17 protein-coding genes are annotated in these 15,796 nt (G+C 35.7%); 10 read left to right on the forward strand and 7 right to left on the reverse strand.

What is annotated here, in order from left to right:
• The first annotated feature begins 76 nt into the window (after nucleotides 1–76).
• On the forward strand, nucleotides 77–535 hold the full coding sequence (gene smpB / locus HCO57_RS04520) for an SsrA-binding protein SmpB (RefSeq protein WP_167988029.1): 459 nt from the start codon (nucleotides 77–79) through the stop codon (nucleotides 533–535).
• Here the strand turns inward: smpB and HCO57_RS04525 are convergent.
• Complete coding sequence (locus HCO57_RS04525) at nucleotides 532–1,173, reverse strand: protein-L-isoaspartate(D-aspartate) O-methyltransferase (RefSeq protein ID WP_167988030.1); 642 nt, start codon at nucleotides 1,171–1,173, stop codon at nucleotides 532–534. The two genes, smpB and HCO57_RS04525, sit on opposite strands and share 4 nt — an antisense overlap.
• Nucleotides 1,174–1,263: 90 nt before the next feature.
• Here HCO57_RS04525 and HCO57_RS04530 point away from each other — a divergent pair, with 90 nt between their 5' ends.
• Genes HCO57_RS04530 through HCO57_RS04570 form a run of 9 tightly spaced genes read left to right on the forward strand, consistent with a single transcriptional unit; the run spans nucleotide 1,264 to nucleotide 9,939 of the window.
• Nucleotides 1,264–2,235, forward strand: a complete 972-nt coding sequence (locus HCO57_RS04530; RefSeq protein ID WP_167988031.1) for a Gfo/Idh/MocA family protein — start codon at nucleotides 1,264–1,266, stop codon at nucleotides 2,233–2,235.
• 12 nt (nucleotides 2,236–2,247) lie between these two features.
• Nucleotides 2,248–3,135, forward strand: a complete 888-nt coding sequence (locus HCO57_RS04535) for a 3-hydroxyacyl-CoA dehydrogenase family protein (protein WP_167988032.1) — start codon at nucleotides 2,248–2,250, stop codon at nucleotides 3,133–3,135.
• A 3-nt stretch (nucleotides 3,136–3,138) separates the two neighbouring features.
• Entirely contained in the window at nucleotides 3,139–4,374 is a 1,236-nt protein-coding gene (locus HCO57_RS04540) for a DUF1015 domain-containing protein (protein WP_167988033.1), read from the forward strand.
• A 3-nt stretch (nucleotides 4,375–4,377) separates the two neighbouring features.
• Complete coding sequence (locus HCO57_RS04545) at nucleotides 4,378–5,040, forward strand: YggS family pyridoxal phosphate-dependent enzyme (protein WP_167988034.1); 663 nt, start codon at nucleotides 4,378–4,380, stop codon at nucleotides 5,038–5,040.
• 6 nt (nucleotides 5,041–5,046) lie between these two features.
• Nucleotides 5,047–6,339 carry an exonuclease domain-containing protein gene (locus tag HCO57_RS04550; protein WP_167988124.1) on the forward strand — a complete coding sequence of 431 codons (1,293 nt, stop codon included), beginning with the start codon at nucleotides 5,047–5,049 and terminating at the stop codon, nucleotides 6,337–6,339.
• 2 nt (nucleotides 6,340–6,341) lie between these two features.
• The gene (locus HCO57_RS04555; RefSeq protein ID WP_167988035.1) at nucleotides 6,342–7,202 is read left to right on the forward strand and encodes an ion transporter; all 861 of its coding nucleotides are present in this window, start codon (nucleotides 6,342–6,344) and stop codon (nucleotides 7,200–7,202) included.
• Nucleotides 7,199–8,107 (forward strand): tRNA (adenosine(37)-N6)-dimethylallyltransferase MiaA, encoded by a 909-nt coding sequence (miaA, locus tag HCO57_RS04560; protein WP_167988036.1) that lies wholly within the window; start codon nucleotides 7,199–7,201, stop codon nucleotides 8,105–8,107. The genes HCO57_RS04555 and miaA overlap by 4 nt, the downstream gene beginning before the upstream one ends.
• Before the next feature lie 6 nt (nucleotides 8,108–8,113).
• Nucleotides 8,114–8,605 carry a gluconokinase gene (locus HCO57_RS04565; RefSeq protein WP_136949697.1) on the forward strand — a complete coding sequence of 164 codons (492 nt, stop codon included), beginning with the start codon at nucleotides 8,114–8,116 and terminating at the stop codon, nucleotides 8,603–8,605.
• On the forward strand, nucleotides 8,605–9,939 hold the full coding sequence (locus HCO57_RS04570) for a GntP family permease (protein ID WP_167988037.1): 1,335 nt from the start codon (nucleotides 8,605–8,607) through the stop codon (nucleotides 9,937–9,939). Before HCO57_RS04565 ends, HCO57_RS04570 begins: the two co-directional genes overlap by 1 nt.
• 53 nt (nucleotides 9,940–9,992) lie before the next feature.
• Here the strand turns inward: HCO57_RS04570 and HCO57_RS04575 are convergent, their stop codons facing one another.
• From HCO57_RS04575 to HCO57_RS04600, 6 genes are all read right to left on the reverse strand, one after another.
• Nucleotides 9,993–10,715: a response regulator transcription factor gene (locus tag HCO57_RS04575; RefSeq protein ID WP_136949695.1), complete on the reverse strand. Its 723-nt coding sequence runs from the start codon at nucleotides 10,713–10,715 to the stop codon at nucleotides 9,993–9,995.
• Between the two features lie 5 nt (nucleotides 10,716–10,720).
• Nucleotides 10,721–12,298, reverse strand: coding sequence for a sensor histidine kinase (locus tag HCO57_RS04580; RefSeq protein ID WP_167988038.1), 1,578 nt, complete (start codon nucleotides 12,296–12,298; stop codon nucleotides 10,721–10,723).
• 72 nt (nucleotides 12,299–12,370) lie between these two features.
• Nucleotides 12,371–12,961, reverse strand: a complete 591-nt coding sequence (gene coaE, locus HCO57_RS04585; protein ID WP_167988039.1) for a dephospho-CoA kinase — start codon at nucleotides 12,959–12,961, stop codon at nucleotides 12,371–12,373.
• Nucleotides 12,958–13,920, reverse strand: coding sequence for a hypothetical protein (locus tag HCO57_RS04590; protein WP_167988040.1), 963 nt, complete (start codon nucleotides 13,918–13,920; stop codon nucleotides 12,958–12,960). The genes coaE and HCO57_RS04590 overlap by 4 nt, the downstream gene beginning before the upstream one ends.
• Nucleotides 13,917–14,924, reverse strand: coding sequence for a glycosyltransferase (locus HCO57_RS04595; RefSeq protein WP_167988041.1), 1,008 nt, complete (start codon nucleotides 14,922–14,924; stop codon nucleotides 13,917–13,919). Before HCO57_RS04595 ends, HCO57_RS04590 begins: the two co-directional genes overlap by 4 nt.
• Before the next feature lie 59 nt (nucleotides 14,925–14,983).
• Nucleotides 14,984–15,796 (reverse strand): enoyl-ACP reductase, encoded by an 813-nt coding sequence (locus tag HCO57_RS04600; RefSeq protein ID WP_136949691.1) that lies wholly within the window; start codon nucleotides 15,794–15,796, stop codon nucleotides 14,984–14,986.

Consider the following 15,796-nt stretch of genomic DNA (forward strand, 5'->3'; position numbering starts at 1 on the left):
ATCCTTTATTTTATCAGTTAATCGCAAAAACGAATGCAACATTACAAATTAAAGTAGAACCCTTATTTTTGTCTTAATGAATAACATCAACATAAAAAATAAGAGAGCCAAGTTCGATTATGAAATCTTGGACAAATATACCGCGGGGATTGTTTTATCTGGAACAGAGATAAAATCTATAAGGCTGGGGAAAGCGTCTATTTCCCAAAGTTTTTGCGAGTTTAACAAAAAAGGAGAGTTATTTATTATTAACATGCAGGTAGATGAATACAGTTATGGCGGCCATTATAACCACTTGCCTAAAGCTGAACGTAAATTACTACTTAACAAACGAGAACTTAAAAAATTACATAAGGAGGTTGCCACTAGTGGCTTAACCATTGTTCCTCTAAATCTGTTTATTAACGATAGAGGACTTGCTAAAATGAATATTGCCTTGGCAAAAGGTAAAAAACAATACGATAAGCGAGAAACTATAAAGGATAGAGACAGCGAGCGTAATTTAGCTCGAGTTAAAAAGAACTTTAATAACTAATTTTTATCTTCTAACAAGGGTACAAATCTGAAATTTCCGAAGGTAGTTTTCTCAAATTCTTTCTCACTTTTACGCACATAAAGAGTCATGATTTGGTCTTCTATACCAACAGGAATAACTAATCTGCCCCCAACTGCTAATTGTGATAATAGCGCTTTGGGCACTTCTGGTGCTCCAGCAGTTACAATTATACCGTTAAAAGGTGCTTCTTCTGGCAATCCTTTGTAACCATCACCAAAAATATGCTTTTTAGGTCTGTAGCCCATTTTGCCAAAAAACCTGCTTGTGGTCTTAAAAAGCTCTAGCTGGCGCTCTATAGTATACACTCTTGCTTTTAATTTTAGCAACACAGAGGTTTGGTAACCGCTACCCGTTCCTATCTCTAAAATTTTATCGTTTGGTTTAACCTGCAACAATTGACTTTGAAAAGCAACGGTATAGGGTTGAGAAATAGTTTGCTCAGCACCTATCGGGAAAGCTTTATCTTGGTAAGCGTGAGCTTCAAAACTACTATCTAAAAATAGATGTCTAGGCACCTCTCTTATCGCAGCTAATACTTTCTCATCTTCTATACCCTTAGCGGCCAATAAGTTTGCCAACTTATTGCGCATCCCTTTATGTTTTAACGTATCTCGCATGTTTTGGTTTGGTTCTCAAAATTACTGAACTCTTTAAAAAAATCACACCCTTTTAATGCGATATCCTTATTTTTGAAAAAACTATAGTACATGCTAAAAGTAGGCGTTTTAGGAGCAGGACATTTAGGAAAAATACATCTTAGGCTGTTAAACCAATCAGAGAAGTATATACTTGTTGGGTTCTATGACCCAGATGAAATTAATGCTCAAAAAGTTTGTAAAGAATTTGGTTACACCTACTTTGCTAATATTAATACCTTAATAGAAGAGGTAGATGTAGTAGACATTGTAACCCCTACACTGTCTCATTTTGATTGTGCAAAGAAAGCTATAGAAAAAGGCAAACACGTTTTTATAGAAAAACCTATTACCAATACCATAGAAGAAGCAGAAACCCTAATTGCACTTGCAGAAAAACATAAGGTTAAAGGACAAATAGGCCATGTAGAACGTTTTAACCCCGCCTTTTTATCTGTAAAACATAAGGTAGATAACCCTATGTTTATAGAAACCCATAGATTAGCAGAATTTAATCCTAGAGGTACAGATGTACCTGTAGTTTTAGATTTAATGATACATGATATTGATGTAATTCTCAGCGTTGTACCCAGTAAAGTAAAAAATATAAATGCTAGTGGTGTTTCTGTTATCAGTAATTCGCCAGATATCGCAAACGCTCGTATTGAGTTTGAAAATGGCTGTGTTGCTAATTTAACTGCGAGTCGCATTTCCTTAAAAAATATGCGTAAATCACGTTTCTTTCAAAAAGATGCCTATATCTCTGTAGATTTTCTAGAGAAAAAAGTAGAAGTAGTTAAAATGAAAGATGCTCCAGAGCAACCAGGTGATTTTGATATGATTTTACAAAATGCTGAGGGCGAAAAGAAACAAATTTATTTTGAAAATCCCGAAATAGCACCGAACAATGCTATTTTAGACGAGCTAGAAACTTTTGCTGATGCCATTGCCAACAATAAGACCCCTGTTGTTAGTTTGGCAGACGGGACAGAAGCTTTGCGTGTGGCTTTAGCCATCATTTCTTCTTTTGAAAACAACAACTAAAGACTAAATAAAATGAATACAATTGCAGTAATCGGTGCAGGAACTATGGGTAACGGTATTGCCCACGTTTTTGCACAAAACGGCTATCAAGTAAATTTAATAGATATTAGCCAAGAAGCTCTAGATAAAGGCATGCTAACTATCACCAAAAATTTAGACCGGATGCTAGCTAAAGAACGTATTAGCGAGCAAGATAAAATAGATACGCTAAATAATATTGCTACACACACCATTTTAAAAGAGGGTGTAAATCAGGTAGATTTAGTAGTAGAAGCTGCTACAGAAAACCATGATATCAAATTAAAAATTTTTAAAGAACTGGACCTAATTTGTTCAGAAAAAACCATTTTAGCTACCAATACTTCTTCTATCAGTATAACGCAGATTGCTGCTGCCACCAATAGACCAGAAAAGGTAATTGGTATGCACTTTATGAACCCTGTACCTATCATGAAATTGGTAGAAATTATCCGTGGTTACAACACTACTGACGAGGTAACAGCCACTATTATGCAACTTTCTAAAAATCTTGGTAAAACTCCTACAGAAGTTAATGATTATCCTGGTTTTGTTGCTAACAGAATTCTTATGCCAATGATTAATGAAGCCATTGAAACCTTGTATAATGGTGTAGCTGGCGTTCAAGAAATAGATACCGTAATGAAATTGGGAATGGCACATCCAATGGGGCCATTACAATTAGCAGATTTTATTGGTCTAGATGTATGTCTTTCTATTTTGAAAGTAATGTATGATGGTTTCAAAAATCCGAAATATGCCCCATGTCCTTTATTGGTAAATATGGTAATGGCGGGTAAACTAGGTGTAAAGTCAGGCGAAGGATTTTATGATTATTCAGAAGTCAAAAAGGCAGAAAAAGTAGCAAAACAGTTCGCGTAATTTATGGCGTTGATAAAACCTTTTAAGGCGATAAGACCCGCCAAGGACAAAGTGGCCTTGGTGGCTTCTCGCTCCTACGAGGAATACTCAGAAAAAGAATTACAGTGCACTTTAGAACACAATCCTTTCTCTTTTTTGCACATAATTAATCCAGGATTTAAATTCCATAAAAGTCTATCTGGTGAAGAACGTTTTAAATTGGTAAAAAACCGCTATTGGGAATTTTTAGAAGAAAAAACATTTATAAAGGATAATACACCCTGTTTTTACCTCTATCAAATAAAAAAAGAAAACTTTAAATGCCTTGGACTATTCTGTGCCACCAGTGTAAGTGATTATGATAAGGGATTAATTAAACAGCACGAGAATACCTTAGAAAGTAGAGAAACACTTTTTGCCAATTATTTGAAAACGGTTGGGTTTAATGCGGAACCCGTTTTAATTACCTATAAAGACAACGAAACTATTGCATCACTTCTTAAGGCAGAGACAAAAAAAGACCCTGAATACCATTTTACGTGCACAGACAAAGTCACCCACACTTTATGGCGCGTAACAGACAATACCACCTTAAACGCCATACAAAATGCTTTTAAAGAGATAAGACAAATGTATATTGCAGATGGGCATCATAGGAGCGCCTCCTCTAGCTTATTGGCAAATGAGATTAAACATAACAACCCCAACCATACAGGGCAAGAGGCCTATAACTATTTCATGAGTTATCTTATACCTGAACATCAAGTTAAAATCTTTGATTTCAACCGTATGGTGAAGGACCTAAACGGTTTAACCAAGGAAGAGTTTCTAATTAAATTAGATACCTATTTTAGAATTGAGCAAAATTCAAACAACGGTAATCGTCCTTTAAAAAAGCATCATTTTAGTATGTATTTAGATGGCGAATTTTACATGCTTTACCTTAGAAAACAATCTTATACTTTTACAGATGCCTTAAGTAAGTTAGACACTCAAATTCTATACAAAACTATTCTAGAGCCGATTTTGGGGATAACGGACTTACGGAATGATGAACGTATTTCTTATGGTTACGGCAAGCATAACCTTATAAAAATGAAAGATTGTATTGATAAGGGCGAGTTTAAGGTTGGCTTTAGCCTTGTCCCTATTACAATAGAAGAAATAAGACAGATTGCAGATGCAGGGCTTGTGATGCCACCAAAAAGCACTTATATTGAACCTAAACTAAGAAGCGGACTTACTATATACGAACTATAGCCCATGGCAATACAGGAAAATTTAAAAGCAATACGCGCTACCCTACCAGAACATGTTACCCTAGTTGCTGTTTCTAAAACTAAACCAAATACAGCTGTTTTAGATGCATATGAGGCCGGTCAGCGTATTTTTGGTGAAAACAAAATTCAAGAAATGACCCAGAAATGGGAAGAACTACCCAAGGATATTCAATGGCATATGATAGGTCATGTACAACGTAACAAGGTAAAGTACATGGCACCATTTGTAAGTTTAATACACGGTGTAGATAGCTTTAAATTGCTAAAAGAAATAAATAAACAGGCAGAAAAATTGGATAGAACAATCCAATGTCTATTGCAAATGCACATTGCAGAAGAAAGCAGCAAATTTGGTATGGACCAAGAAGAACTTTTGACCGTAATTAATTCTGATGAATTTAATGCAATGAAAAACATCAAAATTAATGGTTTAATGGGCATGGCTACTTTTACAGATAATAAAAACCAAGTAAGAAAGGAATTTAGATACTTAAAGTCCATTTTCGATAGTACAAAAGACCTCTTACCACAAAGTGAAATACTTTCGATGGGGATGAGTGGAGATTATAAAATTGCCATAGAAGAAGGTAGTACTATGGTACGCATTGGCAGTAGTATTTTTGGCGCAAGAAATTACAACCAATAATCTATGATGTATGCAATCTTAGACATAGAAAGTACTGGTGGTAAGTACAATGAAGAAGGCATTATGGAGATTGCTATCCATAGATTTAATGGAGAACAAGTTGTAGACCAGTTTATCAGTTTAATAAATCCAGAAAGAGACATACAGCCCTTTGTGGTAAAGCTTACTGGTATTAACGAAAGAATGCTAACTACTGCACCTAAATTTCATGAGGTTGCCAAACGAATTGTAGAGATAACGGAAAATGCTGTACTAGTAGCACATAATGCACAGTTTGATTATAGAATTTTACGTACAGAATTTAGAAGGTTGGGATACGATTTTAAACGGAAAACACTGTGTACCGTAGATTTATCTAAACAGTTAATTCCAGATGCGGAATCCCATAGCTTAGGAAAATTAGTCCGCTCTTTAGGCATCCCTGTCGGGGATAGACACCGAGCTAATGGAGATGCTATAGCAACCTTAAAGTTATTTAAGCTATTGTTAGCTAAGGATACCGATAAGACCATCATAAAACAGATTATAAAAGAAGAAAACCTTGGTGAACTCTCTCCTAATCAAATAGATATTATTGAGGCTTTGCCGTCTGCTACTGGTGTTTATTACATGCACGATAAAGATGGGGAGATTACATACATCAGCAAAAGCAGTAACATTAAAAAAAGAGTAAATCAACACTTTACCAATGTAGGCGATTTTGCCCGTAAACTACAAAAATCTACAAAACGGGTAAGCTATGAACGTACTGGAGGCGAATTGGCTGGGCTGATTAAGGAAGCTATAGAAATACGTAAAAACAGACCTAAATACAATAAAAAGCCAAATCAAAAAGGGTTTAGCCACGGCATTTATCTTAAAGAGAATGAAGATGGTATAATTTATCTAGTTGCAGAACGTGCTAACCACAGAAATGCTAGATTAAGTAGTTTTTCTTCCTTAAAGTCTGCTAAAAGTTTTTTACAAAAATTAAAAGAGCGGTATGGAGTAAACATGGAAAGGCACCAAGAACATCAAAATGAGTTGGTGCACGAATTGTTTTTGGACTTTAGCACGTATAAAAGAAACATCATTCTAATAGATAAAGGTAGAGAACTAGGGGAAAAATCTGTATTTCTCATTAAAAATGGTGAATTGGCAGGCATGGGCTACGCAGAGTTAAATCATCAAATTAATAATATTGCTATCTTAGAATCGCTCTTAACTCCCATAAAAGGAAACCCTTATTTAACTTACATTGTGGAATCCTTGTTACGAAAGAATGAGCGCATCAAGATTTTAGAACTAAATCAAGAATAATTTTGAAAGAGCACGAAGTGCATTCTGGCTGGAGACATAAGCTCCACGAAATCATTTACGAGGCTGACACCCCTAAAGGTAAAGTGTTCGATATTGCCCTGATTATCCTCATAGTCATCAGCGTAATTCTAGTAATGTTAGAAACGGTAGATGAGTTTGATGCTAAATATCATAATGTTTTGTGGTTTTTAGAATGGGTAGTAACAGTATTCTTTACGGTAGAATATATTGCTAGGATTATCAGCATAAAAAAACCTCTTAAGTATATCTTTAGTTTTTATGGCGTTATCGATTTTCTATCCACTATACCACTGTATCTATCCTATATTTTTGCCGGTTCTCAGGTACTTTTAGCCGTTAGAGCCTTTAGATTATTACGTATTTTTAGAATACTCAAATTGGTAAAATTCATTGGAGAAGCATCCCAGTTGAGCCATGCATTAAAAGCAAGTAGAACCAAAATAGCTGTTTTTATTTATGTTGTTCTAATCCTATCTGTCATCATGGGAACGTTCATGTATATTATAGAGGGTGATGAGGCCGGCTTCACCAGTATTCCTAGAAGTATTTATTGGACCATAGTAACCCTTACAACAGTGGGTTATGGAGATATTGCTCCACAAACTAATCTTGGACAATTTATTGCAACAGTTATTATGATTTTGGGTTACGGAATAATCGCAGTGCCAACCGGAATAGTTACCACAGAATTTGCTAAAGAATATAAAAAGAACCAAGCTGCTGGAGGATTGCAAGATAATGCACATTACGTTCACGTAAATACACAGTCTTGTCCCAGCTGCGCAGCAGAAGGGCACAGAGACAACGCCAAACATTGCTATAACTGTGGAGATTTATTATGAAAAACAAAACTGTAATAGCCATTGTGGGTCCTACTGCCATTGGTAAAACACGTACCGCTATTAGTATAGCAAAACATTTAAATACAGAGATAATTTCTGCAGATTCCAGACAATTTTATAAAGAAATGTGTATTGGCACGGCGGTGCCAACAGCAGAAGAATTAGCTAGTACTCCTCACCATTTTATACAACACAAAAGTATTAATGAACCCTACAGTGTGGGCGACTTTGAAAGAGATGCGGTAAAAAAAATACAAGAACTTTTTACAACACATAATACAGTGGTAGTCGTTGGCGGCAGCGGACTATATGTAGATGCTATTTTGTATGGCTTAGATGAATTCCCCACAATAGCTGAATCTGTTAGAAAAGAATTAAATGAAACGCTAGAGAAAGAAGGCATTTCCACTTTACAAGATTTATTAAAAGAAAAAGACCCTAATTATTACCAGCGCGTAGATATACATAATCCCCATCGTATAATTCGTGCTTTAGAAGTATGTATAGGTACAGGAAAACCCTATTCAGAATTTCTAAAACGAGAAAAAAAATCCAGATTTTTTAATCATATTCTTATAGGACTAGAAGCAGACCGAAAAATCATCTATGACCGTATTAACAGAAGAGTAGACTTGATGTTAGAGATGGGGCAACTAGAAGAAGTACAACAATTACTACCGTTTAAAGGATTAAACGCCTTACAAACCGTAGGTTACAGAGAATTGTTTGCGTATTTAGATGGGAATTTTAGCTTAGAAGAAGCTATTGAAGAAATAAAAAAGAACACAAGACGCTTTGCCAAACGCCAATTAACTTGGTACCGTAAGAACAAAGAAATATGCTGGATTCCATTTGATATCTCCACAGATAAACTAAAACAAACTATAGACCAACAATTAACTTAAAACCAAATGCCTTCTACCAAAATATACTTTATCATGGGCGTTTCTGGCACCGGAAAAAGCACTATTGGCAAATTACTATCTAAAGCGTTAAATTACCCTTTTTTTGACGGTGATGACTACCACCCCGAAGCTAACATTAGAAAAATGAGTAATGGCGAGCCGCTCAATGATAACGACCGGAAAGAATGGTTAGAATCGCTAAACAATTTAGCTAAGGAACAATTGCAAAATGGAGCTATAATTGCTTGCTCTGCCCTTAAACAAAAATATAGAACCTCTTTACTAAAAAATATTGAGACTAAAGGCAAATTTATTTATCTGGAAGGGCAAATAGAAGATATAGCAGCGCGTTTAGCTAAGCGCAAAGACCATTTTATGCCTAAACAATTACTGCAGTCCCAATTTGATACTTTAGAACCACCTAAAGAAGCTATTACGGTTTCTATATTACCAAGTCCAGAAGAGATTGTTGACAATATTTTAAAAGCTATAGATTGATGGAAACTACTCTGCTTATAGCTGTTGTTGCTGGGATTGCCTTGTTATTGTTCCTTATTTTACGTTTAAAAATAAATGCTTTCTTAGCACTTTTAATGGGCAGCATCCTCACCGGTATAATTGCTGGGATGCCCCCCTCAACCATTATAGACACCATCCAAAAAGGAATGGGAGGTACGCTTGGCTTTGTAGCAACAGTTGTGGGTTTAGGCGCCATGTTTGGTGCCATTTTAGAAAGTTCTGGTGGCGCAAAAACCATTGCAGATTTTATGGTAAAAACTTTTGGTTTAAAAAATGCGCCCTTAGCCATGGTTATATCTGGTTTTTTAATTGCCATTCCCGTATTCTTTGATGTAGCTTTTATCATTTTAGTTCCTATGATTTATGCTTTACAGCGTAAGACAGGAAAATCACTATTGTTGTATGCTATTCCTCTTTTGGCAGGATTAGCAATCACCCACGCCTTTATCCCACCTACTCCTGGTCCTATAGCTGTAGCAGATATTCTTGGCGCTGAGTTGGGTTGGGTGATCTTAATTGGTTTTATTGTAGGTATTCCCACGGCAATTACAAGTGGATTACTCTTTGGAAAATTCATCGCAAAAAAAATTCATGTTGACGCGCCTTTAGCAGTTGCAGAAGAAACTCCCACCGCCACACCTCCTATTGCACTAACGCTAATTATTATAGGAATACCCATTGTGCTTATATTAGTAAACACCTTGACTAAAAGTGGTTTACTAGGTATTGAAAATTCGCAGTTCGTGGCCTCAATGGAGCTTTTGGGCCACCCCTTTGCTGCTTTGATTATTGCAAACCTTTTAGCTTGGTACTTTTTTGGCTTAAAAAGAGGATATACTAAGGAAGATTTGTTTAAAATTACCAGCAAATCTTTAATGCCAGCTGGTACTATAATACTACTAACAGGTGCAGGTGGTGTTTTTAAACAAATGCTTACAGATACCGGTGCTGGTAAATTATTGGCTACTTCGCTAAACGATTTGGGTTTCCCCGTTATTTTATTTGCATTTATTGGCGCTGCAATTGTAAGAATTATACAAGGGTCCTCTACGGTGGCTATGATTACGGCCGCTGGTTTAATAGCTCCCTTGCTAGCAGAAAGCAGTTATAGTCAACCACAATTGGCATGTTTGGTTATTGCTATTGCATCTGGTGCAAGTATTTTTTCTCACGTAAACGACAGTGGATTTTGGTTGGTAGGTCAATATTTGAGAATTACAGAAAAGCAAACCTTTAAATCTTGGACCTTAATGACCACTATTTTGGCATTGACAGGGTTTATCACAGTTAGTGTACTGTTTATAATGGTATAAAAAAAACCGCTACATTGCTGTAACGGTTTACATCTTTATCCTATTTTTTACTATTAACTAGCAGCTTCATCTTCAGTTTTAACCACTAATCGGAAACCTTCTCCGTGAATGTTAAGTATTTCTACAACATCATCTTTTTTAAGATACTTACGTAATTTGGCAATGTAAACATCCATACTCCTAGAAGTAAAGTAATTATCATCTCTCCAAATTTTTGTCAACGCCAGTTCTCTCGGCATCAAATCATTCTCATGTAAAGCTAACAAACGCAGTAATTCATTTTCTTTTGGCGAAAGTTTAATAGGCTCTTCCTCCATATATTTTAAAAAGCGAAGCTTTGAGTTAAGATGAAAGTTACCTATCTTAAATTCAAATTGTTTGCTGTCTGCTAAAGTACTAGACGCTTTACGCTGTAAAATAGCCCTTAACTTCATCAACAATACTTCCGAATCAAAAGGTTTATTAAGATAATCATCTGCACCAGCTTTGTACCCTTTTAGCACATCTTCTTTCATTGTCTTTGCGGTCAAAAAGACAATAGGTACATTTTCATTCTTTTCTCTAATTTCTTTGGCAAGGGTAAATCCGTCCTTATAAGGCATCATTACATCTAAGATACAGATGTCAAAATTGTCTTTTTTGAACTTTTCAAAACCTTCCATTCCATTCTTGGCCAAAACCACATCAAAATCATTCATTTGAAGGTAATCCTTCAACACGATTCCAAAGTTTGGGTCATCCTCAACTAAAAGTATTTTTTTATTCTCTGTTTCCATAACGTTTAAATTAAAGGCAATTTTATGTAGAAGGTACTTCCCTTCCCTTTTTCACTTTCTACATAGACCTCACCTTGATGATCATCAATTATATTTTTAACGTAAGCCAATCCTAAACCATGGCCCTTTACGTTGTGTATGTTCCCTGTATGCTCTCTAAAGAACTTTTCAAAAACTTTCTTTTGCACCGCTTTACTCATCCCCGACCCTTGATCCTGTACCTTTATAACAATGTGGTTCTTTACCGTTTCTGTATACACATCTATCTTGGGAGTTTCTGGAGAATATTTTATGGCATTATCTAACATGTTAACAATAACATTGGTAAAATGCATATCATTGGCCAATATCTCCGTTCTTGCTGCATCTAAATGCGTATTAATATACCCCCCTCTATCTTGCACTATTAAATCTACATGGGTCACTGCATCTTCTATTATGTCGTGCACATCTACCCTATCCTTACTTATATCTAACTGGTTCTTTTCTAATTTAGATATACGCAAAACATTTTCTACCTGTGCATGCATACGTTTATTTTCATCTCTTATCATACCCAAATACCGTAATACTTTTTCTTGATCTGTAATGGATTTAGGGTTACGTATGGCTTCTACCGCTAAATTAATTGTAGCAATAGGAGTTTTAAACTCATGCGTCATATTGTTGATAAAGTCCGACTTAATCTCAGAAATTTGCTTCTGCTGTATTAATTGATAAATAGCACTAGAATATGCAAGTACAATTATCAAAGTAAATAACAAGGATAAGATGGCCATAGACATGATACTATTCAACAAAAACTTTTTCTTTTCTGGAAATGTCAGTAATAAAGAAAAGTTAGTAACGCCTTCACTATCCCTAAAGATTGGTGTTTCGTAAATGGTACCTCTATCAAATTTAAAACCTTTGGTTCTCACTTTTGTAGGGAAACCTTTGCTGTAAATACCATATTCAAATTCAATATCAATACCCCTGTCTTCTAGTTCTTTTTGCAGTGATAGCTGCAGTTCCTGGTTAGAAACACGTTCATGTATTGGCACTAGCTTGGCCTGCTCCATAAATACATCTTCATAAGCAGCTTTATCTACGGCACTAAGACCTCCAATTTTTTCTACCTTTTGTATAGGGGTTAGCGCATAACGTTTACCATCTAAACCAAAATCTTCCTTAAGTATGGTCGTCGTACGCTTACTAGTAAAATTCTTAATCGTAGTCGTGTCATCTAAAGCGTTGTCAAAGAACATGGATGAGATATCGTACCCTTCTTCCAGAATTCCATGGGAGTAGAATTTCATCTCATCAGAATTTAAATCTCTATCTACAAAAAATATGCTTTTGTAATGAGAGGTCTTTGGTTTTCCTACACTGTCTATTAAATCTACCAAACGGTCCATGTAGTCTTTTCGTTCTCTACTTTCTACCCGTTCAGCAACTTTATCTAAAACATCCTCCACAGTATTTGAAAACTGCTCTTGCTTATCTGATACTGATTTCTTAATCCAATATACTTGAACGGAAATAATACCAACAAGCGAGAGACTCATCAAAATGACCAGTAGAATAAACTTTCTCTTGTTCATTTAGTCAAAATTAGAAATTTAACATTTCGGGACTTGTCCGTTTAACCTAACCTTAACAAAAATGTTAAAGTTTTAATCGCAACTAGCTTGTTTTAACAGATTTAGATGTATTATGGCAACTTTTTCCCTGGTTTTAGAGAGAAGCGTATTTTCAATAACCAAAGTGGCTCTATCTCTTTTTTCAGCTTCCGCTAACTGGTTAGCCATACGTGCCCTAACTTTTTCTGGAGCTACTTGGTCTCTTTTTACTACCCGTGCTAACCTTACTTCCTCTGGCGCTGTAACTAAAATTACAGCATCAAAGTTAGCTTCATTATTGTTTTCGAATATCAAAGCAGATTCTTGCAACACATATGGAGCTTCTTGTTTTTTTACCCAATCTAAAAAATGAGTACGAACGGCGGGATGCACTATAGCATTTAATTCTTGCAACAATCCTTTGTTTGCAAATACTTTATCTGCAATGTAAGCCCTGTTGAGCCTACCATTTAAGTAAGCGTCTTTGCCCAATAACTGTACAATGGCAGATTTGACTTCTGGTTGGGTATGCATCAGTTTTTTGGCCTCTTCATCTGCAATGTAAACAGGAATGCCTAATTCTTGAAACATTTTGGCTACCGTGCTTTTACCACTACCTATACCTCCTGTTAGCCCTACAATCATTCTTTCTCTAAAACAAATTCTACCTTGTTCTGTACCAACTTTACAGAATACACGCCTTCTGGGTCTTTACCCAACTCTATATATAAGGTTTGTTCTTCTTGTTCGTTTTTTGAATTGTAATCTACAAAAACTTCAAAATCTTCTTCAGTAATTTCTTTAAGCTTATCTACGCTTGCTTTGCACACCAATTTAACTGTATTGGGGAACATCTTTAATTGATATCCTTCTGGTACATGCAAAGGACTAATAGGCACTACAAACTCTTTTTCTGAAAAACGAACCACCTTTCCTTTAACCGTTACAGAAGTTGCAGCAATTTCCAGATTCTCCCCATTTTCTATAGGTTTTAAAGCTACTTGCCTCTTAAAATTTTGATTTACCGAATGCAATTCAAGTTTTTCTGTGACTACTTTATGTATTTTATCGAGTTTTACCTTTGGACCTTTTATTAAAACGCTGTCTGGCACCAACTGCACTGCTTCTTCCATTATAAAGTTATGGGCTAAGCTCAAATCTAGAGCTAATATAACTGGTACTTTTTTAGCATCTACCAGCATAGCTTTTACCTGATGCTCTTCCTCTAAAAGATCTATTAAGGCAATGTTACTAGGTAATTGTTGATTTATTTGTCTTTTTACTTCTGCATTTGTTAAATAAAAACCGGTACGCCCTTCTCTTAATTGGCTTAAGTTCAGTTGAAGTTCTTTAGCACTCATGGCATATCCTAAGTATTTAAAGCCACTAGCTTTAACCTTGGCAGGGATTAGTGGTTGGGCATCTGGGGGTAACATTAAACTATCTGGTAATTGTGTATAGGCAACATTAAAACTTACACTAGACTCGTATGCTTCAGAAAGCTTATTAATAGTCCATGCAAAAAACGAACAAAGCAAAAACAAAGAAAATACTTTAAACTTACGTTTATCTACTAATTTTTTTATGTCTTTTGTTGCTTTCAATTCTTAAAAAATAGTTTAGGAAAAACCTCTTCTGGTTCTTTACCGCTAAAGTTAACCAACAAGGTGGATTTTAAAAAGCCCCAACCGTACCCAAAAAATTGAATTATTACCGCATACAATGATAAAAAAGCAATTTCTAAATTTTTATTCCTTACTAATGATTCTACAAATAATACTATAAAATAGGAAGCAAGCATTTTTAAGGGTAGGTAAAAGCCAAATAGCGGTGCAAACACGGCTAAAATGCTAAATATGAAAAATACCGTAGGAAACCAATATGTAATTTTAGCCGTGTTCGGATGCCATTTATTCAAAATTGGTCTTACCATGCCAAATTTCTGAACTTGTAACTTAAACTTGTCCCAGTCTATTCTACGTTTATGATAAACGTATGCCTCTGGAAACAATCGAGTTTCAAAGCCCGCGTTCCAGATTCTAAAAGTTAAATCTGGGTCTTCTCCAGGGTGTATGTTGCCAAATCCTTGAGTAGCCTCAAAAGCTTGTTTAGAAATACCCATATTAAAACTACGGGGTTGAAATTTACCGACCGCATTTTTATTACCCCTTATGCCTCCTGTGGTTAAAACGGAAGTCATAGCATAGTTAATTGCTTTTTGTATTTTAGAAAAAGACTCATGTGCCGCATCTGGCCCACCAAAGCAATGGACAAAACGGGTATTTTGCTCTTTTTCTACTTCCATTAAATACTGTGGCGGAATTATACAATCTGAATCTAAAACAATAAAGTAATTTCCCTTAGCCTTACGCATACCGTAATTTCTAGAATCTCCCGGTCCGGAGTTAGGTTTTTGGTAATAACTAATTTGCAACTGCTCTGTAAATGCTTCCACTACAGCAGCACTGTCTTTTGTTGAGCCATCTTCTACAATAACAATTTCAAAAGGTTTACCGTATTCTTGCTTAACCAAACTTTGTAAAAGCTCTTGCACCTCGTCTGGGCGATTGTATACAGGTATAATAAAAGAATAATATAATGACTCCATGGTCTAAAAAGTAAAAAGCCATCCATAAAAATGGATGGCCCCTTAACGCTTATGCTAAATTATTTGCTAAATTCTTCAATCACCTCTTGACTAACACCTACATTAGAAAAGCCTCCATCATGGAACAAATTCTGCATGGTTACTTTCTTTGTTAAATCAGAAAACAAGCTTACAGTATAGTCTGCACAATCCTGTGCTGTTGCATTACCTAAAGGAGACATTTTTTCTGCATAAGAAATAAAACCATCAAACCCCTTAACACCTTGGCCCGCTGTTGTTGGTGTAGGAGATTGAGAGATGGTATTTACTCTTACTTTCTTTTCTTTACCAAAGAAATAGCCAAAACTTCTCGCTACAGATTCTAAGTAAGCTTTATTATCGGCCATATCATTATAATCAGGAAATGTACGTTGTGCAGCCATATAGGTTAATGCTACAATACTACCCCATTCGTTCATAGCATCTGCTTTGAACAAGGATTGCATTACTTTATGAAAAGAAAGCGCAGACACATCCCACCCCTTGGCTGTCCAATCATACTTTTCATCTGTATAGTGCTTGCCTTTTCTAACGTTAACAGACATTCCTATAGAGTGTAGTACAAAATCTAGTTTACCACCAAGGATTTCCATGGATTTCTCTACCAAGTTTTTTAAATCTTCTTCATTGGTAGCGTCTGCAGGTATAATTTCTGAACCAGTTTTAGCAGCCAATTCATTAATCTGCCCCATCCGCATTGCTATAGGCGCATTGGTCAACACAAAGGAACCGCCTTCTTCATGCACACGTTCAGCTGTTTTCCAAGCGATAGAATTCTCGTCTAACGCACCAAAAATAATTCCCTTTTTACCTTTTAATAAGTTATAACCCAT

Source organism: Croceivirga sp. JEA036, assembly GCF_011882165.1.
Classification (GTDB): Bacteria; Bacteroidota; Bacteroidia; order Flavobacteriales; family Flavobacteriaceae; genus Croceivirga.